At 65.3% G+C, this 23049-nt stretch carries 20 protein-coding genes; 11 read left to right on the forward strand and 9 right to left on the reverse strand.

What is annotated here, in order from left to right; translation table 11 throughout:
- Nucleotides 1-6: 6 nt before the first annotated feature.
- Nucleotides 7-396, reverse strand: a complete 390-nt coding sequence (locus BUA05_RS11990; protein ID WP_245790185.1) for an RNA-binding S4 domain-containing protein — start codon at nucleotides 394-396, stop codon at nucleotides 7-9.
- Nucleotides 393-3089, reverse strand: coding sequence for a helicase-related protein (locus BUA05_RS11995; protein ID WP_084662656.1), 2697 nt, complete (start codon nucleotides 3087-3089; stop codon nucleotides 393-395). The genes BUA05_RS11990 and BUA05_RS11995 overlap by 4 nt, the downstream gene beginning before the upstream one ends.
- A 313-nt stretch (nucleotides 3090-3402) precedes the next feature.
- Here BUA05_RS11995 and BUA05_RS12000 point away from each other — a divergent pair, with 313 nt between their 5' ends.
- Genes BUA05_RS12000 through BUA05_RS12015 form a run of 4 tightly spaced genes read left to right on the forward strand, consistent with a single transcriptional unit; the run spans nucleotide 3403 to nucleotide 7308 of the window.
- A complete protein-coding gene (locus tag BUA05_RS12000; protein WP_245790186.1) occupies nucleotides 3403-5154 on the forward strand; it encodes a M23 family metallopeptidase in 1752 nt (583 codons plus the stop codon).
- 45 nt (nucleotides 5155-5199) lie between these two features.
- Nucleotides 5200-6195, forward strand: a complete 996-nt coding sequence (gene hemB / locus BUA05_RS12005; RefSeq protein WP_072675250.1) for a porphobilinogen synthase — start codon at nucleotides 5200-5202, stop codon at nucleotides 6193-6195.
- The gene (locus BUA05_RS12010) at nucleotides 6188-6745 is read left to right on the forward strand and encodes a GNAT family N-acetyltransferase (protein WP_072675251.1); all 558 of its coding nucleotides are present in this window, start codon (nucleotides 6188-6190) and stop codon (nucleotides 6743-6745) included. The genes hemB and BUA05_RS12010 overlap by 8 nt, the downstream gene beginning before the upstream one ends.
- Nucleotides 6742-7308: a gamma carbonic anhydrase family protein gene (locus BUA05_RS12015; RefSeq protein ID WP_072675252.1), complete on the forward strand. Its 567-nt coding sequence runs from the start codon at nucleotides 6742-6744 to the stop codon at nucleotides 7306-7308. Before BUA05_RS12010 ends, BUA05_RS12015 begins: the two co-directional genes overlap by 4 nt.
- On the opposite strand, the gene BUA05_RS12020 is transcribed toward BUA05_RS12015, so the two are convergent.
- The 5 genes from BUA05_RS12020 to BUA05_RS12040 form a co-directional block, all read right to left on the reverse strand.
- Nucleotides 7305-7817, reverse strand: a complete 513-nt coding sequence (locus BUA05_RS12020) for a DUF1993 domain-containing protein (RefSeq protein ID WP_072675253.1) — start codon at nucleotides 7815-7817, stop codon at nucleotides 7305-7307. The genes BUA05_RS12015 and BUA05_RS12020 overlap by 4 nt on opposite strands.
- A gap of 39 nt (nucleotides 7818-7856) precedes the next feature.
- On the reverse strand, nucleotides 7857-9470 hold the full coding sequence (locus tag BUA05_RS12025) for a cisplatin damage response ATP-dependent DNA ligase (protein WP_072675254.1): 1614 nt from the start codon (nucleotides 9468-9470) through the stop codon (nucleotides 7857-7859).
- A complete protein-coding gene (locus BUA05_RS12030) occupies nucleotides 9470-10477 on the reverse strand; it encodes a ligase-associated DNA damage response exonuclease (RefSeq protein WP_072675255.1) in 1008 nt (335 codons plus the stop codon). The genes BUA05_RS12025 and BUA05_RS12030 overlap by 1 nt, the downstream gene beginning before the upstream one ends.
- A 68-nt stretch (nucleotides 10478-10545) precedes the next feature.
- Nucleotides 10546-12900: an ATP-dependent Clp protease ATP-binding subunit ClpA gene (gene clpA / locus BUA05_RS12035; RefSeq protein ID WP_072675256.1), complete on the reverse strand. Its 2355-nt coding sequence runs from the start codon at nucleotides 12898-12900 to the stop codon at nucleotides 10546-10548.
- Between the two features lie 131 nt (nucleotides 12901-13031).
- A complete protein-coding gene (locus tag BUA05_RS12040; RefSeq protein WP_072675257.1) occupies nucleotides 13032-13235 on the reverse strand; it encodes a DUF1192 domain-containing protein in 204 nt (67 codons plus the stop codon).
- A gap of 153 nt (nucleotides 13236-13388) precedes the next feature.
- On the opposite strand from BUA05_RS12040, the gene BUA05_RS12045 reads away from it, so the two are divergent.
- The 5 genes from BUA05_RS12045 to BUA05_RS12065 all read left to right on the forward strand — a co-directional run bounded on the left by BUA05_RS12045 (nucleotide 13389) and on the right by BUA05_RS12065 (nucleotide 19202).
- Nucleotides 13389-14375, forward strand: a complete 987-nt coding sequence (locus tag BUA05_RS12045) for an NAD(P)H-quinone oxidoreductase (protein ID WP_072675258.1) — start codon at nucleotides 13389-13391, stop codon at nucleotides 14373-14375.
- Nucleotides 14376-14495: 120 nt separating this feature from the next.
- Entirely contained in the window at nucleotides 14496-15440 is a 945-nt protein-coding gene (locus BUA05_RS12050) for a UDP-2,3-diacylglucosamine diphosphatase (RefSeq protein ID WP_425429522.1), read from the forward strand.
- Between the two features lie 17 nt (nucleotides 15441-15457).
- Nucleotides 15458-16549, forward strand: a complete 1092-nt coding sequence (locus BUA05_RS12055) for a glycosyltransferase family 4 protein (protein WP_178139184.1) — start codon at nucleotides 15458-15460, stop codon at nucleotides 16547-16549.
- A gap of 102 nt (nucleotides 16550-16651) precedes the next feature.
- Nucleotides 16652-17395, forward strand: a complete 744-nt coding sequence (locus BUA05_RS12060; protein ID WP_072675259.1) for a DUF1013 domain-containing protein — start codon at nucleotides 16652-16654, stop codon at nucleotides 17393-17395.
- A gap of 145 nt (nucleotides 17396-17540) precedes the next feature.
- The gene (locus BUA05_RS12065) at nucleotides 17541-19202 is read left to right on the forward strand and encodes a long-chain-fatty-acid--CoA ligase (RefSeq protein ID WP_072675260.1); all 1662 of its coding nucleotides are present in this window, start codon (nucleotides 17541-17543) and stop codon (nucleotides 19200-19202) included.
- A 6-nt stretch (nucleotides 19203-19208) separates the two neighbouring features.
- On the opposite strand, the gene BUA05_RS12070 is transcribed toward BUA05_RS12065, so the two are convergent.
- Entirely contained in the window at nucleotides 19209-19577 is a 369-nt protein-coding gene (locus BUA05_RS12070; RefSeq protein WP_072675261.1) for a bactofilin family protein, read from the reverse strand.
- Between the two features lie 10 nt (nucleotides 19578-19587).
- Entirely contained in the window at nucleotides 19588-20769 is a 1182-nt protein-coding gene (locus tag BUA05_RS12075; protein WP_281247023.1) for a peptidoglycan DD-metalloendopeptidase family protein, read from the reverse strand.
- Between the two features lie 265 nt (nucleotides 20770-21034).
- Between BUA05_RS12075 and BUA05_RS12080 the strand changes: the two genes are divergently transcribed.
- Nucleotides 21035-22324: a glutamate-5-semialdehyde dehydrogenase gene (locus BUA05_RS12080; RefSeq protein WP_072675263.1), complete on the forward strand. Its 1290-nt coding sequence runs from the start codon at nucleotides 21035-21037 to the stop codon at nucleotides 22322-22324.
- A gap of 33 nt (nucleotides 22325-22357) precedes the next feature.
- The gene (locus BUA05_RS12085; RefSeq protein ID WP_072675264.1) at nucleotides 22358-23041 is read left to right on the forward strand and encodes a nicotinate-nucleotide adenylyltransferase; all 684 of its coding nucleotides are present in this window, start codon (nucleotides 22358-22360) and stop codon (nucleotides 23039-23041) included.
- Nucleotides 23042-23049: the final 8 nt, after the last annotated feature.

Below are 23049 nucleotides of genomic sequence, written 5' to 3' on the forward strand. Positions count from 1 at the left end.
GCTCTTTCACGGGAAATCTTCGGGTTGATCGGGCTGCACATCAGCCTCGTGAGGCGACGCTGCTAGGGACATTTGCCCTTTAGGGTCAAGATTGCCATCGTCAACCTCACGATAATGGGAACGGGCGTGCGCTGGCGGGCCGCGCCGGTCGGGCAGAGCGAGCAGTTCGATCACCCGCACACGGTCGCCCAGCGCAATCGTCAGCACATCCCCGGTACGCGCCTGTTCGCTGCCGCGCAGCACATGTTTTCTGTTGCGGCGCAAAGCGTGGGTGTCGATCAACGCCTGCGCGGCGGAGCGGGTGCGGGCAAAGCGCAGATAGACCAGCAGCCGGTCGATGCGGATCGAAGGGCCGCGAATCGGCCCCTCGCAGCCGGTCGCGCCGGCCCCGATCATCCGCGCAGCAGATCCGCCAGCTTGTCGAACGCGCCGCCCGCGCGCGCCGGGCCGGTATCGGGTTTCGGCGCCGGTCGCGCCGGCCGATCGGGGCGACGCTCGCCTTTGCCGGGCCGCTTTTCAGGGCGCTTATCGGGAATGCCATTATCCTTGGCCTTATCCTTCTCGTGGTCCCTGGAGCCGGGCGCGCGGGCCTCCGGAGCCTTGCCTCGCCTGTTGCCTTGCCGATCGCCGCGGTTCTGGCCGCGCTGTTCGCCGCGCTCGCCCGGGCGGCGCGGACGCCAGTGCCAGCGGTCTGGGGCCGGAGCGCCATGCGCCCCTTCGGGAAGCGGGCGGGCACGGTCGCAATGGAAGCCTGCGTTGCCCAACAGCCGCCGGGCGTTTTCGGCCTCCAGCCCGATCGAGACAGCCAGCGCCAGATCGAGCGGGAAGCGGACATTGCGGTCCTTGGGATGGGCCGCTGCAACGCCAGCGCGCGCGTCGAAGGCGGCGCGCAGGATTTTCTCGGCCAGATCTACCCGGATCGCCTGTGTCCCGGCAAACCGGTATCCGGCGGGCAGCCGGCCTTTTGTCCACGCACCTTCGGCCAGCACCGGTAGCATGGCTTCATTGACCGCCCGCTGGTCGAGGCCGAGTGCGTGCAGCAAGCGGCGCGGCGCGGGCTTGAGCAAGGGCGCGGCAAAGATATCGAGCGCGCCGAAGGTCACCCCCAGCTTGCGCAGGAAGGGACGCATTTCCTTGGGCAGATGCTCCAGTCCCGCTTCTTCGCGGCTGACCACGCCGCGGGCTTCGATCAGGGTGATGATCAGCGCGCGCGCCTGCGACCCGGCCTCGGGGTCGCGCGCGGCCTCGGCCAGCTTGCGCAAGGGGGCGAGCGGTTCGAGTTGCGCTTCCAGCCATGCAGCAAGGCCTGCCTCGAGGCTCGCGCGCGACACCTCGGGCAGCAGCGCCAGATCGCGCGATAGCGCCAGCCGGGGCGAACCGAACTGCCCCGAACCAGCTTGGCCCGAACCAGCTTGGCCCGGAAAGGTGATCTCGGCCAGCGCCCGTCCTTGTCCTTGGCCCTGCCAGCGGATCGCGCCGCCCGCAATTTCCAGCTCGCCCAGACCTTGCGTCAGCAACCATTCGGCGCGGCTGGCAAGCAGCGCGGGCAGGGCCTTTTCCCCCGCCGCCAGCAGCATCCGCCGGTCCGCCACCCCCGCCGAAGGATCGACATGGAAGCGGAAGCCTTCAAGCCTGCCGATGCTTTCGCCCTCGACCGTCAGATGACCATCGGGCTCAAGGGTGACTGGCAGCGCGCTTGCGTCCTGCCCCAGCGATTTCATCAAAAGTGTCGTCCTCCGGTTGACGAAGCGTTCGGTCAGCCGCGCGTGCAGCGCATCCGAAAGCTTCGCCTCGACCGCGCGAGCCCGCGCTGCCATTTCGTCGCGCGCCAGCACCCAATCGGGCCGCTGGCAAATGTAAGCCCAAGAGCGAACCGCCGCGATTCGCCCTTGCAGCGTGTCGATGTCGCCCTGCATCCGGTCAAGCTCGGCAATGCGCGCGGCGACGAAATCTGCGCCCAGATAGCCCTGGCCGAGGTCTTGCCACAGCCGCGCGACGAAGCGCGCGTGCTGTTCCACCCCAAGGCTGCGGAAATCGGGGAGTGAGCAGGCTTCCCAGAACCGCCGCACTGCTCCGGCGCCGCCCACGCCTTGCGCCACCGGGTCTTCGGCGAGGCGTTTCAGCACAGCCAGATCAATCGCCTCGGGCGCGCCGCGCAAGACTGCATGGTCGGGGCGGGATTCCAGATCGGCGATCAGCATTCCCAGCGTATCGAACCGGGGCTCTGCCTCGCGCCAGAACAGGTGGGTCAGCGGCGCGAACCTGTGTTCTTCGGTCGCGTAGATTTCTTCATCGGTGAAGGCGAGCGGTTCACCTTGTTGCACCGCACTCATGCCGGACAGCGTGCCGAAGGTGCCGTCGCGCTGGTGCCGCCCGGCACGCCCGGCGATCTGCGCCATTTCCGACGGGGTGAGCCGCCGCTTGCGCCGCCCGTCGAACTTGGCAAGCGCGGCAAAGGCCACGTGATCGAGATCGAGGTTCAGCCCCATGCCGATGGCATCGGTGGCGACGATGTAATCGACCTCGCCCGACTGGAACAACTCAACCTGTTTGTTGCGGGTTTCGGGCGAGAGCGCGCCCATCACCACCGCCGCCCCGCCGCGGAAGCGCCGCAGTGCCTCGGCCATGGCGTAGACCTGCTCGACCGAAAAGGCGACCACGGCGGAACGTTTGGGCAGGCGCGAAAGTTTGCAGATACCCGCATGGGAAAGCGTTGAAAATCGCGGCCGGGTGGTGATTTCGGCCTTGGGAATCAGTGCCTTGATCATTGGTTCGAGCGTGGCCGAACCGAGGATCATCGTCTCTTCGCGCCCGCGGGCATGCAGCAGCCGGTCGGTGAAGATGTGCCCGCGTTCGGGGTCCGCGCCCAGTTGTGCCTCGTCGATGGCGACAAAGGCGTGTTCGCCCATCGTCCTTGGCATGGCCTCTGCGGTGCAGAGGAAATAGCGCGCTTGCGGAGGCTCGATCCGTTCTTCGCCGGTGATCAGCGCCACGGCCTTGTCGCCCTTGATGCTGCGCACCCGGTCATAGACCTCGCGCGCGAGCAGGCGCAGCGGAAAACCCATCATGCCGGACGAATGGCCGCACATCCGCTCGATCGCGAGGTGGGTCTTGCCGGTGTTGGTCGGGCCAAGCACCGCGCGCACCCGATCATCCGCAGAGCTGCGATCTCGCGCTGTGGCGGGACGGGGATGGGCGGGGAAGGTCACGGCCCCGCGGTTGTGTCAGGCTTGGCGGGGCGGAGCAAGGCCGCGCACGAGCCGCGCCGGGGCATAAGGGAAACAACTTATCGCACCCTTGATGCGTTTGGTCGCTGGTTAACGCGGACTTTACTTTGATCGGTGTAGGAAATGCGACAAGCCTGAGCCCGGCACGCCGGTGACGGGTGCGGCTCTCGGGGCAATGATGTTGGACCATGCGCGCAATCTGAGCGATCTGCCCGAGGCAGAGGACGGCCCTGCCGAGGGCCCGTCGTCGCCTGTCGACCCGACCCCCGCGCTCGATCCGGAAACCGCGCGCGGTCTGCTGCCCTATCTGCGCAATTCGCAGAAGCTCGCCCAGCCAGGCCCGGCGCAGGAGGCCAGACGCAAGGTGGTCGCGCGGGTCAATGGTTTCAGCGAACGCCATGACGAATGGAAGCTCGCCGCCTCGCGCTGGTTTGACGGGATCGATCTCGCGCCTGATCTGGCCGAGGATATCGGCAGCCGCCGCTGGTTTCGCGGGCTTGGCACGATGATCGGCCTTGGCGCGCTGGCGCTGGCGTTCTGGCCTGACCTTACTCCGCTGGAAGCGCGCCCTGCCATGCCGCAGGACGAGGAAGTCACCAGCGAGTTGCGCAGCCAGATGATCCTGCCGCTGGCGCTGGGCGCGGATTCGGGCCGCCGCATGGGGCCGACGGGTCAGGTGATCCCGCTCAAGAACGCGCCCGAACGCCCGCAGATCCAGCTGATGGTCACGCTTGCCCCAGGGGACAGTTTCGCCACCATGCTGCGCCGTGCCGGTGTTGCGGCCAGCGACATTGATCGCGCCGCCGCACTGGTCGGTCAAACGGTGCCGCTGGCCGACATTACCCCCGGCACGCAGATCGACGTGCTGCTCGGTCGTCGTCCCGCTCCGGGTGAACCGCGCCCGCTTGACAGTCTCGCCTTTCGCGCGCGTTTCGATCTGGAACTTGAACTGACCCGCCCCGGTGTGGGTGAAACCGCCGAGGACGGCACCCCTGTCATCCCGAGCGGACCCCTCGCGCTGAAACGCAACATCATTCGCGTCGATGAAACCCCGCTGCGCGTGCGCGGCACGGTCGGTTCCAGCCTGTATCGCTCGATGCGGCAGGCGGGCGTCCCGGCCAGCGCGGTGCAGGAATACCTGAAGGCGCTCGATGCCCAGGTCGACATGGAGCGCGAGGTGCGCGCCAGTGACGAATTCGACATCATCCTTGCCTATCGCCGCGCCGCCACCGGCGAACGGCAGGCGGGACAATTGCTTTATGCCGGGGTCGATCGCGGCGGCAAACCGCGCGCGCAGTTGATGCGCTGGGGCAAGGACGGGCGGTTTTACGAGGCTTCGGGCGTGGGTGAACAGCGCAACGGCCTGCTGGCACCGGTGCCGGGGGCGATTACCTCGGGCTTCGGGATGCGCCGCCACCCGATCCTTGGCTATCGCCGGATGCATGCGGGGATGGACTTCAAGGCGCGTCATGGCACGCCGATCGTCGCAGCCAGCGATGGCCGGGTCAGCGCTGCGGGGCGCGCGGGCGGCTGCGGTATCGCGGTGCGGCTGGAGCATGGTGGAGGCCTTGCCACCCGCTATTGCCACATGAGCCGCATGGCGGTGAGCCGCGGCCAGCAGGTGCGGCGCGGGCAGGTGATCGGCTATGTCGGTTCCACCGGCCTTTCGACCGGCCCGCACCTGCACTACGAGATGTATCGCGGCGGGCAGGCGATCAATCCGGCCAGCGTCGCCTTTGTCACCCGCGCCGAGCTGACCGGCACCGAGCTGATCGATTTCCGCCGCCAGCTGATCCGCCTGAAGGAGGTGGAAACCGGCGCGGCGCTCAAGGATCTCGAACCGCTACCGACCGAGGTCGAGGAGCCGGTGCGCGAGATCGAGAAAATCGACCTCGCCAAGCGGACCGGACAGCCACGCTCGCTGTAACGAGAGCTTGTCGGGCGCGGCCGATTGCGCCTAAACCTTGCGCCCATGACCGGAAGCTATCCCAACACCCGCCTGCGCCGCAGCCGCGCCCATGGCTGGAGCCGTGCGCTCCACCGCGAAACCATGCTCACCCCTGCCGATCTCATATGGCCGCTGTTCGTGACGGCAGGAGAGGGCGTGGAGGAACCGATCGCAACGCTGCCCGGCGTCTCGCGCTGGTCGGTCGATGGCATCGTCGCCCGCGCGAAAGAGGCGGCGGCGCTCGGTATTCCGGTGGTGGCCTTGTTCCCCAACACCCCGCGCGAATTGCGCAGCGACGACGGGGCCGAAGCGCATAATCCCGACAACCTGATGTGCCGCGCGATCCGTTCGATCAAGGATGCATGCGGGGATTCGGTCGGCGTGCTGACCGATGTCGCGCTCGATCCCTATACCTCGCACGGGCAGGATGGGCTGGTGGATGATGCCGGCTATGTCGTGAATGATGAAACGGTGGCGGTGCTGGTCGATCAGGCGGTCAACCAGGCCAATGCCGGGGCGGACATCATCGCCCCGTCGGACATGATGGACGGGCGCATCCACGCGATCCGCATGGCGCTGGAGATTAACGGGCATTCCAATGTCCAGATCATGTCCTACGCTGCCAAATATGCCAGCGCCTTTTACGGCCCGTTCCGCGATGCGGTGGGTTCGGGCGGGTTGCTGAAAGGCGACAAGAAGACCTACCAGATGGACCCCGCCAATGGTGACGAGGCGCTGCGTGAAGTCGCAATGGACATTGCCGAAGGTGCCGACAGCGTGATGGTGAAGCCGGGTCTCGCCTATCTCGACATCATCTACCGGGTGAAGCAGCGGTTTGACGTGCCGGTTTTCGCTTACCAGGTCAGCGGCGAATACGCGATGATCGAGGCCGCGCAGGCGGCCGGGATTGGCGATCGTGATGCGCTGGTGCTGGAAAAGCTGATCGCCTTCAAGCGCGCCGGATGCAGCGGGATCCTGACCTATCACGCCGCGCATGTCGCGCGTCTGCTGAATGGGTGAGGTGGTTCTCGTCACCGCGCGGCTTGAACTGCGGCGCATCGTGCCGGACGACATCGACCGCCAGCTGCGATTGCTCAACACGCCATCGGTGATGAAGCATCTGGGTGGGGTGAAGACCCGCGAACAGGTCGCTGAAAAGCACGCCCGCACCCAGGCATTGTGGCAGAGCGACGGCTTCGGCTTCATGATGATGTGGGAACGGGACACGGGCGAAATGGTCGGTCATTGCGGGATGAAGCGAGTCGACAATCCGCTCGCGGCGAATATCGGCGATCACGAGATCGGCTGGCTGGTGTGCGAGGAACGCTGGCGTCGGGGCTATGCTCATGAAGCGATGTCTGCGGTGGTCGACTGGGCGTTCTTGCAGCATGGCGCACCGCACCTCGTCGCCTTGACCTCACTGGCCAATCGCGGCAGCTGGCGGCTGATGGAAAAGCTCGGGATGGAGCGGCGCGCAGACCTCGATTTCACCGACCCTGCGTTCCCTCCGGCCGACAATCCGATGATCCAGTATTCGCTCAACCAAGAGCAATGGGAGGCCCAGTCATGATTCATCGCCCCGGCGTCAACATCATCCCGATCCATGGCAAGACGCCGCAGATCCACGACACCGCCTTCATCGCCCCGGGCTGCACCATCATCGGCGATGTGGTGATCGGCGCAGGGTCTTCGATCTGGTACAATTGCGTGCTGCGCGCCGACGTGTTCAGCATCCGCATTGGCGAGCGCAGCAATGTGCAGGACGGCAGCATCCTCCATTGCGACCCGCCGCGCCCTGGTGATCCCGATGGCTGCCCGCTGGTGATCGGCGATGATGTGCTGATCGGCCACATGGCGATGGTTCACGGTTGCACGATCCACGATCGCGGTTTCGTGGGGCTGGGCGCGATCGTGATGAACAAGGCCGTGATCGGCAGCGACGCGATGCTGGGCGCAGGCGCGATGCTGACCGAGCGCAAGGTCATGGAGCCGCGCGAATTGTGGGGCGGGCGTCCGGCGCGCAAGATGCGCGATCTGGATGACGCTGCGATTGCGGGGATGCGCATCGGCGTGGCGCATTACGCCGAAAACGCGAAGCATCATGCCGAGGCGGTGGCAGCGGCGCTAGACTAGCTTGCCGGCTGCTTGAGATATTTCAGCATGTAGCCGACGTAATCGATCTTCCCGATCGCAAGGCCTTCCATGCGCAGGATCGCATAGGCGCTCATCAGGTGGAAATAGACCTGCGGCGTTGCCCAATCACGGCAATATTCGTGCGCCTGCATCGCGAAGGCCATGCCGTTGGGGACGGTGAACTCCACCGTGTCGCCGCTCGCAGGCCAGGTGGCGGCATCGGTTGCGGCGACCATCGCTTGTGTGGCGGCAATCCGCGCACGCGCATCGGCGAAGCTGGTAATGTCGCTTTCGTCCGAGGTGAGATCCACTGACCCGAGCCGCTTGAGAGCGGTCACCACCTGATCCAGCGTGAAGCGGATCTGGGTGTGGAGCGGGAACATGTCCTCGGCCAGCCGCGCTTGCAGCAGTGCTTCGCCCTTTTCGTGGCTCTCCGCCTTGGCGACGAGGTTGTCGAGCGTGCCGAGGGTATTGGCGTAAGTGGCCAGCGCTGCGGTGGCGTAGGACATGGTTCTCTCCCGTTGATCTGCGGGTGAGGTAGGCTGCGGTCAGTCCTTTATCAATGCGCGCAGCGCAGCGATCTTGTCCGCCTCGTGCGCGGGCTTGTCCCAGCGGATGCGGTGGATGCGGGGGAAGCGCATGGCGATGCCCGATTTGTGGCGTTTGGAGGTGTGGACAGAATCGAACGCGACCTCGAACACCAGTTCACGCTTCACTTCGCGCACCGGGCCAAAACGGTTCAGCGTGTTCTGCCGCACGAATTTGTCGAGCTGCTTCAATTCGGCATCGGTGAAGCCGGTATAGGCCTTGCCCACCGGCAACAGTTCCGCACCCGCATCGGGATCGCCGTCCCAGCAGCCGAAAGTAAAATCCGAATGGAAGCTGCTGCGCTTGCCGCTGCCACGCTGGGCATACATCACCACGCAATCCACCAGCAGCGGATCGCGCTTCCACTTGTACCACAGCGCCGCCTTGCGCCCCGCCACGTAAGGGCTGTCGCGGTGCTTGAGCATCAGGCCCTCGATCGCCGCGTCACGCGCGCTTTCACGGATGCGGGCGAGGTGGGCAAAATCATCGGCCTCGACCAATGCGGACAGGTCAAAGTGGCTGGCGGGCAGGTGCGGCATCAGGGCTTCCAAAGTCGCGCGGCGCAACTTCCATGGGGCCTCGCGCCAGTCAGTGCCTTCACACAGCAGCACATCATAGAGCCGCACGAAGGCAGGGGACTCCTTGAGCATCTTGGCCGACACCGTCTTGCGGCCGAGCCTTTGCTGGAGCGCATTGAAACTCGCCGCGCCGCCTGCTTCACCGCCTTGCGCGGAGCCGCGCACCAGCAATTCGCCATCCAGCACAGCGTCCACCGGCAGCGCGCCCAGCAATTCTGGGAAGGTCGCGGAGATATCGTCGCCCGAGCGTGAATAGACCCGCGTTTCGGCGCGCCCTTCATGATTGGTGGTGCGCACCAGTTGCACGCGGATGCCGTCCCATTTCCACTCGGCGGCATAGTCTGAAAGATCGATCTCCCCGTCCTCCAGCGGATGCGCGAGCATGAAGGGCCGGAAGCGCGGTACGCCTGCCAGATCGGGCGGGGTTGCGCCATCCGCGGCCCAATCAAACAATTCGGCATAGGGCGGGACGAGCGCGTGCCAATATTCCTCGACCTCCTCCACCGCGACATCAAAGGCCTGCGCAAAGGCGGTCTTGGCCAGCCGCGCCGACACGCCCACGCGTATCCCGCCGGTGGCGAGCTTGATCAGCGCATAGCGGCCCTTGGCGTCCTTCCGGTCGAACAGGTCGGCAAGCTCTTTCGGGGCGGTGGCGCGGGTGAGGTCGGACAGGCGCTCTACCACCTCCGCCAGCGACAGAGGGGTTTGCGGCGCGGCATCCTCCGGCCCGGGCCACAGCAGGCTGGCTGTCTCCGCCGTATCGCCGACAAAATCGCGGGAGAGCGCCCACAACACCGGGTCGATCCGTTCCATCATCAGATTGCGGATGGTCGAGGATTTGACCGCGGGGAAATTCAGCCCCTCGGTCAATCCAGCCAGCGCCCAGCCGCGATCGGGATCGGGCTGGCTGCGCAGATAGGCAGCGATCAGCGCCAGCTTGCGGTTGCGGCTGGTGGTATAGACCAGGGCATCGAGAAGCGCGGCGAACTCCTCCATCAGTCGTCCTCGTCCTCATACCCCACCAGCGCCAGCGCGCGGGCGCGGCGCTGATTGAGCTGGCACCAGCGCAGCAGGGCTTCCTCGCGTCCGTGGGTGATCCAGGTTTCCTGCGGGTTCACAGCTGCAATGGTGGTGGTCAGCTCGTTCCAGTCGGCATGGTCGGAAATCACCAGCGGCAGCTCGACCCCGCGCTGGCGGGCGCGGCCGCGCACCCGCATCCAGCCGCTCGCCATTGCGGTTAGGGGCGCGGGCAGGCGGCGGCTCCAGCGGTCATTGAGGGCGGATGGCGGCGCGAGCACGATGGCCCCGCGCATTGCGTCCTTTGACGGCGCATCGCTGACCAGCCGAAGATCGCCGAGCGCCACGCCCTGTTCTTCATAAAGGCGGCACATGGCCTCCATCGCGCCATGCAGAAAGATGGTGTCATGATGTCCCGCTGCGCGCAGTTCGGCGATCACCCGCTGCGCCTTGCCCAGCGCATAAGCGCCGACAAGCACGCTGCCTTCCGCATTTTCCGACAGTGATTTCAATAGCTTGGAGATCTCCTCTCCGATCGGTGGATGGGTGAATACCGGCAGGCCGAAGGTCGCCTCGGTGATGAAGATGTCGCAGGGGGTGACTGCGAAGGGCGCGCAGGTGGGATCGGGTGCGCGCTTGTAATCGCCGGTGATGATGACCCGCTCGCCTGCGCGCTCCAGCAGGATTTGCGCCGAGCCGAGCACGTGACCGGCGGGGAGGAAGGTGGCGCGCACCCCGCCGCCAATCGCGATGCTCTCGCCGTAATCCACCGGGACTGCGCCTGCCTGCGTGTTGTAGCGCAATTGCATGATCGCCAGCGTTGCCGGGGTGGCCAGCGTCTCGCCATGCCCGCCGCGCGCGTGATCGGCGTGGCCGTGGGTGACAAGCGCGCGCGGCACGGCGCGCGAGGGATCGACCCACGTATCGGCGGGGACGATATGGATGCCCCACGGTTCGGGCCGGATCCAGGCAAAGGGGGCGCTCACGCTTGTTCAAACGAAAAGGGCGCGGACAGGTTTCCCCGACCGCGCCCCTTGTTTCGGATGTGCGCCGCTCAGCCTTCGCCCGCCTCGGGCGCGGGTTTCTTTGCAGCGGGTTTCTTCTTTGCTGGCGCTTTCCGCTTGGGCTTCACCTTGGGCGGGGCCGGGGTCATTTCGAAGCTCGGCTTGCCGTCCTTCACGGTGACATGCACCTCGCCGCCGTCGGACAGCTTGCCGAACAGCAGTTCCTCGGCGAGCGGCTGCTTGATCTTGTCCTGGATCAACCGGCCCATGGGGCGCGCGCCATAGAGCTTGTCGTAACCCTTGTCCGCCAGCCAGCTGCGGGCATCGCTGTCGAACTGGATATGGACGTTCTGTTCCGCCAGTTGCAGTTCGAGCTGGAGGATGAACTTGTCGACAACGCGGGCCACCGTGCTCTTGCCGAGATAGGCAAACGGCACGATCGCATCGAGCCGGTTGCGGAATTCCGGCGTGAACATCTTCTGCACTGCCTCGGTTCCGGCGTCTTCCTTGGACACATCGCCGAACCCGATTCCGCTGCGCGCCATGTCGGACGCGCCGGCGTTGGTGGTCATGATCAGCACCACGTTGCGGAAATCGACCGTCTTGCCGTGGTGATCGGTCAGGCGGCCATTATCCATCACCTGCAACAGGATGTTGAACAGATCAGGGTGCGCCTTTTCGATCTCGTCCAGCAGCAGCACGCAATGCGGGTTCTGATCGACCGCATCGGTCAGCAGCCCGCCCTGATCATAGCCGACATAGCCCGGAGGCGCGCCGATCAGGCGGGAGACAGAATGACGCTCCATATATTCCGACATGTCGAAGCGCTTCAGCTCAATCCCCATGATGCTGGCGAGCTGGCGCGCGACTTCGGTCTTGCCGACGCCGGTCGGGCCGGAGAACAGGAACGAGCCGATCGGCTTGTCCGGATCACGCAGACCTGCGCGGGACAGCTTCATCGCGGTCGAAAGCCGCTGGATCGCCTCGTCCTGCCCGAACACGACATGTTTCAGATCGCGTTCGAGGTTTTCGAGCGCCTTCTTGTCGTCCTTGCTGACCGATTTGGGCGGGATGCGCGCCATCGTCGCGATCACCATTTCGATCTCGCGCGCGGTGATGGTTTTCTTGCGGCGGCTGGGCGGGACGAGCATCTGCATCGCGCCGACTTCGTCGATCACGTCGATCGCCTTGTCGGGCAGCTTGCGATCATTGATATAGCGCGCCGACAACTCGACCGCCGTCTTGATCGCATCGGGGGTGTATTTCACCTTGTGGTGATCCTCGAACGCAGAACGCAGACCTTTCAGGATCTTGATCGTGTCCTCGATCGTGGGCTCGTTCACGTCGATTTTCTGGAACCGGCGCAGAAGGGCGCGGTCCTTTTCGAAATGGTTGCGGAATTCCTTGTAGGTGGTGCTGCCAATACAGCGGATCGCGCCGCTCGAAAGGGCGGGTTTCAGGAGGTTGGAGGCATCCATCGCCCCGCCGCTGGTCGCGCCTGCACCGATCACGGTGTGAATCTCGTCGATGAACAGCACCGCGTGCGGCATCGCCTCCAGTTCGGTGACGACCTGCTTCAGGCGTTCTTCAAAATCGCCGCGGTAACGCGTGCCGGCCAGCAGCGCGCCCATGTCGAGCGAGTAGATCACCGCTTCCTGCAGCACCTCGGGCACGTCGCCTTCGATGATCTTGCGCGCAAGCCCTTCGGCAATTGCGGTTTTGCCGACGCCGGGATCGCCGACATAAAGCGGGTTGTTCTTCGACCGGCGGCACAGGATCTGGATCGTCCTGTCAACCTCCGGCCCGCGTCCGATCAGCGGATCGATCTTGCCCGCTTCGGCTTTGGCATTGAGGTTGACGGTGAACTGGTCGAGCGCGGTTTCCTTCTTGTTGGCGCTGTCCTTGGTCTGTGCCGGTTCGTCCGCCTTGTCGGCGCCTTGCGGGGTCTTGCCTTCGATCTGGCGGCCGCCCTTGCCGATGCCGTGGCTGATATAGCTCACCGCATCCAGCCGGCTCATGTCCTGCTGCTGGAGGAAGTAGACCGCGTAGGAATCGCGTTCGGAAAACAGCGCGACCAGCACATTGGCACCCGTGACGGTGTCCTTGCCCGATGATTGCACATGCAGGATCGCGCGCTGGATCACCCGCTGGAAACCGGCGGTGGGCTGCGGATCGGCCCCGTCCTCCGTCTTAAGTGATTGATATTCCTGATCGAGGTACTGTTTCACCACCTCGCCCAGTTCGGCAAGGTCCACCCCGCAGGCACCCATCACCGCGGCGGCATCCTCATCATCGATCAGCGCCAGCAGCAGATGCTCCAGAGTCGCATATTCGTGCTTGCGCTCGGACGCGTTGCCGAGCGCGTTGTGCAGGGTCCGTTCGAGGTTCTGTGCGAAGCTGGGCATGGGAAATCTCTATGGGAGGGCGAGGGATGCTCGTGACGAGCGAGCGGGGGGAGTCGTTGCGGCAGTATATGGGATGGTCGCTGCAAATTGCGAATCCCATTGTACGGGTGCCGGAGGAAAACCGGGTTGGCTCACCCGGCAGGCTTTCCGAACAGCGCGTCGGCGGCGGCGCGGTGGGCGGCGGCTTTGCCGCGATGCGCCGTAACCCGCGCGATTTCCGCTTCGAGCAGGGCGATGCGATCATCCAGCTCGGCCTGCGAATAGGGGCCGAGATCTTCGGCGGCGAGGCGCGAGGCTGCGTCGCCTTTGGGTCTGGGGAGATCGGGTTCTTCCATTCGAACGCAGCATCGCAAGCCAAGCGGCTTGCTGTCAATCGGCAAGGCGGTTATTCGCGCCTTCGATGTGGTTAACAGGCCACATGTTTATCGGGGCATGTTCAGGGGGACAAGATAATGGTCGCAGGGTCGGGGACAGACCTTCCCAAAACAATGGCTGCAATCGGATTCAGCGCGCCCGGCGGGCCGGATGTGCTGCAGGTCGAGACGCTGCCCTTGCCGCTCCTGCGCCCTGATGATCTGCTGATCCGTGTTGCCTATGCCGGGGTCAACCGCCCCGATTGCCTTCAGCGTGCCGGGGTCTATCCGCCGCCGCCGGGCGCATCGCCGCTGCTGGGGCTGGAAGTGTCGGGAGAGGTCGTTGCGGTCGGCAGCGAAGTCCCGCGTGAAATGATCGGGCAGTTTGTCGCCGCGCTGACGCCGGGCGGGGGCTATGCCGAATATTGCGCCGCGCATTGGCAGCATTGCCTGCCGGTTCCCCAGGGCATGCTGCTGGCCGAGGCTGCGGCCATCCCCGAAACCCTGTTCACCGTATGGCACAACCTGTTCGAGCGCGGATTGGCCCGCGATGGCGAGCGGGTGCTGGTGCATGGCGGCACATCGGGCATCGGGACAATGGCGATCATGCTGGCCAAGGCGTTCGGGATGGAGGTGATCGTCACCTGCGGCGACGCGGCCAAATGCGCCGCAGCGACGCGGATCGGGGCCGATCTGGCAATCAATTACCGCGAGACCGATTTTGCCGAGGCGGTGATGGCGCACACGGCGGGCAAGGGCGTGAACATCGTGCTCGACATGGTTTCGGGCGATTATGTCGCGCGCAATTGCAAATGCCTTGCCGAAGATGGCCGCCATGTCACCATCGCGGTGCTGGGCGGGGCCAAGGCCGATATCAATATGGCGCTGGTGATGATGCGGCGGTTGACGCTGACCGGATCGACCCTGCGTCCGCGCACCGACAACTTCAAATCCGCGCTGGCTGACGAGATCGCCGATAATGCTTGGCCGCTGTTTGCCGATGGCGAGCTGTCGCCGGTGATGGACATGACCCTCCCCCTGGCCGAAGCTGCAGCCGCCCATGCGCGGATGGAAGCGGGCGAACATATCGGCAAGATCGTGCTGGAGGTCGCTGGCGGATAGGCGAATGGTTCGCCGCAGCGGCCAAAGCCCCGACTGAATTATTGGAGAATGACGCGAAACCGTCATTCGCCTGCTCAACCCCTGTAACATTTCCCTGTCATGGCGTCTTGCGAGCAAGACATGACATCCAGGGATTATGCCATGACCGGTTCCGATCTGTCTGACCTGATCAGCACAAATGTCGCCAGCTTTCCGCTGACCGCCCCCAAGACCCCCGAACCCGAGGTGCCTGAACTGGGTGGCCCTGAACGGCGGCGCTATCGCACCATCTGGATCAGCGATGTCCACTTGGGCACCAAGGGCTGCAATGCCGAGCTGCTGATCGACTTCCTCGACAATACCGACAGCGAGGTGATGTACCTGGTCGGCGATATTATCGATGGCTGGCGGCTGAAAAAGAAGTTCTACTGGCCCGCCGCGCATAATGACATCGTCTGGCGGATCATGAAACGCGCCCGGCGCGGAACGCGGGTGGTCTACATCCCCGGCAACCATGACGAGATGTTCCGCCAGTTCACCGGCTTGAACTTCGGCGGGATCGAGATCCGCCGTGCGGCCTTTCACGATACGGCCGACGGGCGGCGGCTGATGGTGCTGCATGGCGACGAATTCGACGCGGTGATGCTGTCGCACCGCTGGCTCGCCTTCGTGGGCGACCATGCCTACCACCTGATGATGAAGCTCAACCTCACGGTCAACGCGTTCCGCCGCTGGCTGGGAAAGCCGTATTGGTCGCTGTCCAAGGCTGCCAAGCACAAGGTCAAGAACGCGGTGGAATTCATCGGCAAATACGAGGAAGTCGTCGCCCGTGCCGCTGGCGAGCGCGGGGTCGACGGGGTGGTGTGCGGCCATATCCACACCGCCGAATTCCGGATGTTCGACCATAATGGCAAGGCCATCGAATACTGGAATGATGGCGACTGGGTGGAAGGTTGCAACGCGCTGGTCGAGCATCACGACGGGCGGATGGAGATCCTCCACTGGCCCGAGGAAATGAAGCGGCGGCTTGCGGCAGAGGCCCCGGCCACCACCTCTGAAACCGGTACTGCGCGCGAGGCGGCGTGAACCGGCTGAGCTCCATCTTGCCGGAAACCGCGCACGCCGCGATCGCCCCCTCTTCCATCGCCCCCGCCTCCATCGCAATCGTCACCGATGCGTGGCACCCGCAGACCAATGGCGTGGTGCGCACGCTGTCGACCACCTGCGATGTGCTGCGCGGCTGGGGGCATGAGGTCACGGTGATCTCGCCCGAGGGATATCCTGCGATCCCCGCGCCGACCTATCCGGAAATCCGCCTTGCCCTGACAGCGCCGGGCGCAGTCGGACGGCGGCTGGCCAGTATCGCGCCCGAAGCGGTGCATATCGCCACCGAAGGGCCTTTGGGCTTTGCCGCGCGGCGTTACTGCCTGCGCCGCAAGCTGCCGTTCACCACCGCCTATCACACCCAGTTCCCCGATTACCTCGCGCGCCGGACGGGGCTGCCCGCGCGCGCGTTCTGGCCTTATATCCGCTGGTTCCACCGCCCGGCACAGGCCATCATGGTGGCGACCGAGACGATTCGCGCCCAGTTGCGCGAACAGGGCCTGACCCAGCTCATCCACTGGAGCCGCGGGGTCGATCTGGTGTCATTTTCTCCCCAGGCCCCGCCGCCGCCCGAATATGCCGATATCGCAGGCCCGATCCTGCTCTACGTCGGGCGCATCGCGGTGGAAAAGAACATCGAGGCTTTCCTGGCCTGCGACTATCCCGGCACCAAGGTGGTGGTCGGTGACGGCCCGGCCCGCGCAGGCCTGGAGGCGAAGTTCCCCAAGGCGCGCTTCCTTGGCAAGAAGACCGGGACGGCGTTGGCGGGCTGTTATGCCGGGGCCGATGTGTTCGTGTTCCCAAGCCGCACCGACACCTTTGGCCTTGTCATGATCGAGGCGCTGGCCTGCGGCACCCCGGTCGCCGCCTTCCCGGTGGCAGGGCCGATCGACATCGTCACGCCCCAGGTGGGCGCCCTGTCGGAAGACCTCGCCCGCGCCATCGACGCCGCGCGGTATTGCGATCGCACGGCCTGCGCGGCCTATGGCGCAAGCTATTCATGGGAAGCGGCGACACACCAGTTCCGATCGGGGCTGGCGGCGCTGGAGGAAGAGCGCAGTTTGCCCTTCGCAGCAGCGCCGGCGTTCTGAATCAAGGTTTGCTTGCCGTTTGGCAGGCAATCGCCTATCTAGGCCGGCAAGGTGGCCGCTCCGAAAGGGGCGGCCCTTCTATTTTGAACGGAGATTTCCCTCATGGCTATCAAGGATCAGCCCAAGCCGCTGATGCCGCACGCCACCGCGACCTGGCTGGTGGACAACACCGGATTGTCGTTTGAACAGATTGCAGAATTCTGCGGGCTGCACATTCTTGAAGTGCAGGCGATGGCCGACGATCTGGCGGGCAGCAAATATACCGGGCGCGACCCGGTTCATTCGGGCGAGTTGACGCAAGGCGAGATCGAACTTGGTCAGGCCGACCCGTCCTATTCGCTCAAGATGCACAAGGCCCCGGTCGAAGTGACCCGCACCAAGGGCCCGCGTTACACCCCCGTGTCGAAGCGGCAGGACAAGCCCGATGGCATCGCGTGGATCCTGCGCAGCCATCCCGAGGTGTCGGATGCGCAGATTTCCAAGCTGATCGGCACCACCCGCAACACCATCGGCGCGATCCGTGAGCGGTCGCACTGGAACATCCAGAACATCCAGCCCAAGGATCCGGTGACGCTGGGCCTGTGTTCGCAGCGCGAGCTTGACGCAGTGGTCGCCAAGGCCGCCAAGCGCGCAGGCGTGACCGAGGATGTCGAAGCCCCGGTCAAGGGTGAGCGCAATGACCGCGAAAAGCTGATCGAGGAACTGCGCGCCGAACGCGATGCGACCCACAAGGCCGCTGCCGAAGCCGCGCAGGAAGCCGAGGCCGAAGCCTGGCTTGCCGCACGCCGCGCAGCCGAAGCTGCCGAGGAAAAGATCGACCCCGAAAGCGGGTTCATCAAGGACTGAGCGCGGCTGGCCGGGGTGCTGTGATCACTCCGGCCGCCGCGCCCTCCCGCGCGCGGCGCAACCGCTTCGCGCCATTGCGAAAAATCAGCGCTGCGGGCACGAGTTTTGCTTGTGCACGAGGGCATTGTCAGCCACAATTACTGACATGTCTGTCAGTAACGTCGCCTACCATCACCCGACCCCGCAAGGCACCCTGTTCGAAGCGTTGAGCCTGCCGGCCATGTTTGAGCGCACCATGCGTGCCGATCCGCAGGCACCATTCCTGCATTTCCTCGGGCGCACCTATTCCTATCGCGAAATCTTCGAGGATGCGCAGCGCTTTGCCGCAGGGTTGCAGGCGCTTGGCATTGCCCGCGGCGACCGGGTGGGCCTGTTCCTGCCCAATGTCCCGATCTACGCTGCCGCTTATTACGGGGCGATGATGGCCGGTGCAATCGTGGTCAATTTCTCGCCGCTCTATTCGGTCGAGGAGCTGAACTGGCAGGTTGAGGATAGCGGCACCCGCGTGCTGGTGACGCTGGATGTGCCCGAACTCTATCAGACCGCGCACAAGGTGCTGGCCGCCTCCTCGCTGGAAACGTTGGTGGTCGGCCGCCTCGCCGACATGCTGCCGTGGTACAAGGGCATCGCATTGAAGCTGCTGAAACGCAGCCAGATTGCCGATGTCGGTTATGGTCCCGGCGTGCGCAGCTGGGCCGAGATGACGCCCGACCGGGCTTTCACCCCCGCCGATGTGACGCCGCAAGACCTCGCCCTGCTGCAATATACCGGCGGCACCACCGGGCGGCCCAAGGGAGCGATGCTGGGGCATGACCAGCTTTCGGTGAACGCCCAGCAGGTTGCGGCGATCAATCCCTTTGATGATGTCCGCAATGAAGTTTTCATGGGCGCGCTGCCGTTTTTCCATGTCTTCGCCAACACCGCGCTGCTCAACCACGCGGTCGCGACCGGCGCGTCAATCGCGATGGTGCCGCGGTTCGAGACAAAGCAGGTGCTGGAAACGATCGAGCGCTATCGCTGCACCGGCTTTCCCGGCGTGCCGACCATGTTCCAGGCGATGCTCGATCACCCCGATCTGGCGAAAACCGACTTGTCGAGCCTCAAGGTCTGCATTTCCGGCGGCGCGCCGATGCCCGGCCCCGTCCATGCCCGCTTTGAAGCCGCGACCGGGGTGAGGCTGGTCGAAGGCTATGGCCTCACCGAAAGCGCCGGCGTGGTCTCGGTCAACCCCTATGAAGGCACCCGCAAGCGCGGCACCATCGGCCAACTCGTTCCGGGAACCGAAGTGATCCTGCTCGACAAGGAGCACCCCGAAAACCTCGCTCCGGAAGGCGAGCCGGGCGAACTGGCGGTGTGCGGCCCGCAGGTGATGCGCGGCTACTGGAACCGGCCCGAAACCGATGCCGACACCTTCGTCGAACGCGATGGCAAACGCTATCTGCGCACCGGCGATGTCGCGCGGATCGACGAAGACGGGTTCCTCGAAATTGTCGACCGCATCAAGGACATGATCGCGGTCGGCGGGTTCAAGGTGTTCCCGAGCGTGGTCGAGGACGTGATCCTTGAACATCCCGCGGTGAAGGAGGCGCTGGTGATCGGCGTGCCCGAAGAATATCGCGGCGAAGTGCCCCGCGCCTATGTCGCGCTGCAAAGCGATGCGGGCGCCACAGCCGAGGAGCTGGCCAGCTGGCTCAACGCCAAGATCGGCAAGCACGAACGCGTCGATCAGGTGGTGATCCGCGAAAGCCTGCCCAAGACGATCATTGGCAAGCTCGACCGCAAGGCCTTGCGCGCCGAGGTGCTGTAACCCGCCTTATTCCGCCGCTTCGACGCTTGCCGAAGGCACGGCCTTGACCGGCTGGCGCGCATTGGGGGCAAATCGGCCATCGACCTGTGCGCCCTGTTCGATCGTCAGCGCATCATAATGGACATCGCCTTCGATCACCGCGCTCTTGAGGATCACCAGTTCGCGTGCAGTGATCGAACCGGCAACGCGGCCCGCGAGCCGCGCGCTCTCGGCGGTGACGGCGCCGTTGATGTTGCTCGATTCGCCTTGCACGAGGCTGGCGCACTTGATGTCGCCCTCGATCGTGCCGTCGACGTGAAGATCGGCGGTGGCGCTGATATCGCCCTTGATCACCACATCCGCGCCAATCACCGAAAAGGTCGAACCCGAAGCCATCGTGCTGCCTCTACTGGCCGGCCGGCTGGGCGGGGGTGCGGTCCGGTCCGGCTCTGCGGACTTCTTTGAGAACATCGGAGGCGGTCTCCAGAAAGGGGCGCGGATTGACCGCGCGGTCATTGATGCGGACTTCGAAATGCAGATGCGGGCCGGTCGAACGCCCGGAATTGCCAAGCCCGCCCAGCGTTGCGCCGGTCTCGACCAGCTGGCCGGGCTTCACATCGATCCGCGACAGGTGGGCGTAACGGGTCATCATGCCATTGGCGTGGGTGATTTCCACCACCTTGCCATAGCCGCCCTTGCGCCCGGCAAAAGTGATGCGGCCCTCGGCTGCGGCAAAGATCGGCGAGCCAACCGCGCCCTTGAAATCAAGGCCCGAATGCATCGCTGCGCGGCCATTGAACGGGTCGCGCCTGTAACCGAAACCCGAGGTGATATTCTCGACCGTCGCCGGCACGACCTGCGGAATGCCATCCAGCGCTCGTTCCAGCACGGCCATGCGCGACAGGCTCAGCCCGAGCCGTTCGAACCGCGGGTCGATTTCGCCATTGCCTGACGGTGAAATCGCCTCAAACGGGCCGCCCATTGCCGCACGGGTCTGGCGGCTGAGTGCGGCGGGATCGAGGTTGAGCTTGCGCATCGCAGCCTCGGCGCGGCGGGCGCGGGCATCGGCGAAGCGGGTGAGCCGTTCGACCACGGCGATCTGGCGGGCTTCGACCTCGGCCAGGCCGCGCGCCTGCGGGATCAGGGCACCGACCTTCTCCACCGTCTTGGCAGCCTCGGCGCTGGAATCGGTGACGGTGCCGGCGCCGCCGCCTTCGGCGATGATGTCCTCAGGCAGCATCCGCGCCATTTCTTCGAGGAAGTCCTGACGCTGTTGGAGATCGTCCACCACCCGGTCAAGATCGCCGCCATAGGCATCAAGCCGTTCGCGGGCCGTCGCCACGCGCACCTTTTCCTGTTCGAAGGAGGCCAGATCAGCCTCGGCGCGGTACTGGCCCCAGGCCATCACAGCGAGCGAAACAAGCCAACCCAGCACCACGACCAATGCCAGCGCGGCTGCGCGCATCTGGAATCGGGCGGAGATCCTGATGAACCGCACCTGCCCCTGAGAGCGCATGAAAAATTCGCGCTCGGGAAACCAGCGACGTAGCTGTTCGCCCCAATTGCGCGCCGAAATTCTGTCTGACACTGCGGCCCCGATTTTTTATCTATGCCTCACCTCCAGGCGCTATCAGGGCAAATGCGGGGGGTCGAATCGCGCGCCGCAGGCAAGGGGTGAACCGAAGCGGAATCGCGGCGAGCGGTTCATCGCGGAGACATCTTCCACATCCTGTCGGCTGTCTTATCGGAAATTGCGTATCGACGCGTGCAATGTTCCTGATTCGTGCCGAAGGGCGAGCCCCGCCGTTTGCGGCAGGCCTGACAGCGGGCCATGCGGCTGCTAAGGCCCGCGCATGACTCAGACAGCATCCCGCAATACCCGTCCCGAATCCGAAGACCCTCAGACGCTGGTCGAGACGCTCGCGCGCGAAGCACGGCTGGCGCAGCGCCAGCTTGCCGCCATGACCAGCGCGCAGCGCGCGGCGGCGCTGCATCTTGCCGCCGACCGGCTCGAAGCCGCCGCCCCGGCGATCCTCACCGCCAACGCGAGGGATATTGCCGCGGGCGAGGCGCGCGGCCTTGCCAAAGCGATGATTGACCGGTTGGCGCTTGACGAAGCGCGCCTTGCCGGGATTGCCGCCGCGGTGCGCGCGGTGGCCGATCTGCCTGATCCGGTGGGCCAGGTGATCGACCAGTCCGAACAGCCGAATGGCCTCAGGTTCCAGCGCATCCGCGTGCCTGTAGGCACCATCGGGATCATCTATGAAAGCCGCCCCAACGTGACCGCCGATGCCGCTACGCTGTGCGTGCGGGCGGGCAATGCAGTGCTGCTGCGCGGGGGCAGCGAGGCGGTCTTTTCGAACCGCGCGATCCATGCCGCGCTGGTCGAAGGGCTGGTGGAGGGCGGCGTGCCCGCCGAAGCCGTGCAACTGATTCCGACGCAGGACCGCGCGGCGGTGGGCGCGATGCTGGGGGCAGCAGGCCTGATCGACATGATCGTGCCGCGCGGGGGCAAAAGCCTCGTCGCAAGGGTGCAGGCCGACGCGCGCGTGCCGGTGCTCGCGCATCTCGATGGCATCAACCACACCTATATCCACGCCGCCGCCGATCCGGTCATGGCGCAGGACATCGCGCTCAACGCCAAGCTGCGCCGCACCGGCATTTGCGGGGCGATGGAGACGCTGCTGGTGGATGCCGATTATCCCAAGGCGGCGGAACTGGTCGCCGCGCTGATCGACAAGGGCTGCGAAGTGCGCGGCGATGAACGCATTCGCTTGCTAGACGACCGCGTGATCCCGGCCAGCGCGAATGACTGGGACACCGAATATCTCGACGCCGTGCTGTCGGTGGCGATGGTCGATGGCCTCGACGCTGCGCTGGCGCATATCGCCCGCCATTCCTCGGGCCATACTGATGCCATCGTGACGTCGGATGATGCGGCGGCCGAACGCTTCCTGACCGAAGTGGACAGCGCGATCGTGATGCACAATGCCTCCTCGCAATTCGCCGACGGGGGCGAATTCGGCCTCGGCGCGGAAATCGGCATCGCCACCGGGCGGCTGCACGCGCGCGGGCCGGTCGCGCTCGAAGGGCTGACCACCTACAAGTGGCAGGTGCGCGGGCAAGGCCAGACGCGTCCATGACGATCAGGCCCTGAGACCGGCGGACCGGCGCGCTTGCGTTCTCCCCCCCAATTGACCGGGCTGCTCGGGGGCAGCTTCAACCCTGCGCATGGCGGGCACCGGCGCATCAGCCTGTTCGCGGCCCAGGCGTTGGGGCTGGACGAGGTGTGGTGGCTGGTCTCCCCCGGCAATCCGTTGAAACCGCGCGCGGGCATGGCCCCGCTCAAGGCCCGGCTGCGTTCCGCCCGGCAGCAGGCCCGCCGCGCCCCGATCGTGCCGACCGCGATCGAACGGCAGCTTGGCACACGCTACACCATCGATACGCTCCGCTCGCTGGTCCGGCGCTATCCGAAACGGCGGTTCGTGTGGCTGATGGGGGCCGATAATCTCGCCCAGTTCCATCAGTGGAAAGACTGGCGCCAGATCGCCCGGACAATGCCGATTGCGGTGATCGCCCGCCCCGGCTATGATGCAGCCGCCATGACGAGCCCCGCCATGGCCTGGCTCAGGCGCTACCGAGTGCCCGCCGCCAGTTTTCGGAAACGGGGGCAATGGAGCGCACCGGCACTGGTGTTATTGCGTTTCGATCCGGATCACCGCTCGGCCACGGCTATCCGCCGTGCCAATGCCGGGTGGGCTGAAGCTTTGGCTGGGCCGGATCGGAACGACGACAAACACGATACGCCGCTGCGCGACCGGCTGACATTTCGCAGCATCCGGACAGAGGAAGGGGCATGATTCGCGAC

This window comes from Erythrobacter sanguineus (assembly GCF_900143235.1).
Lineage (GTDB): Bacteria > Pseudomonadota > Alphaproteobacteria > Sphingomonadales > Sphingomonadaceae > Erythrobacter > Erythrobacter sanguineus.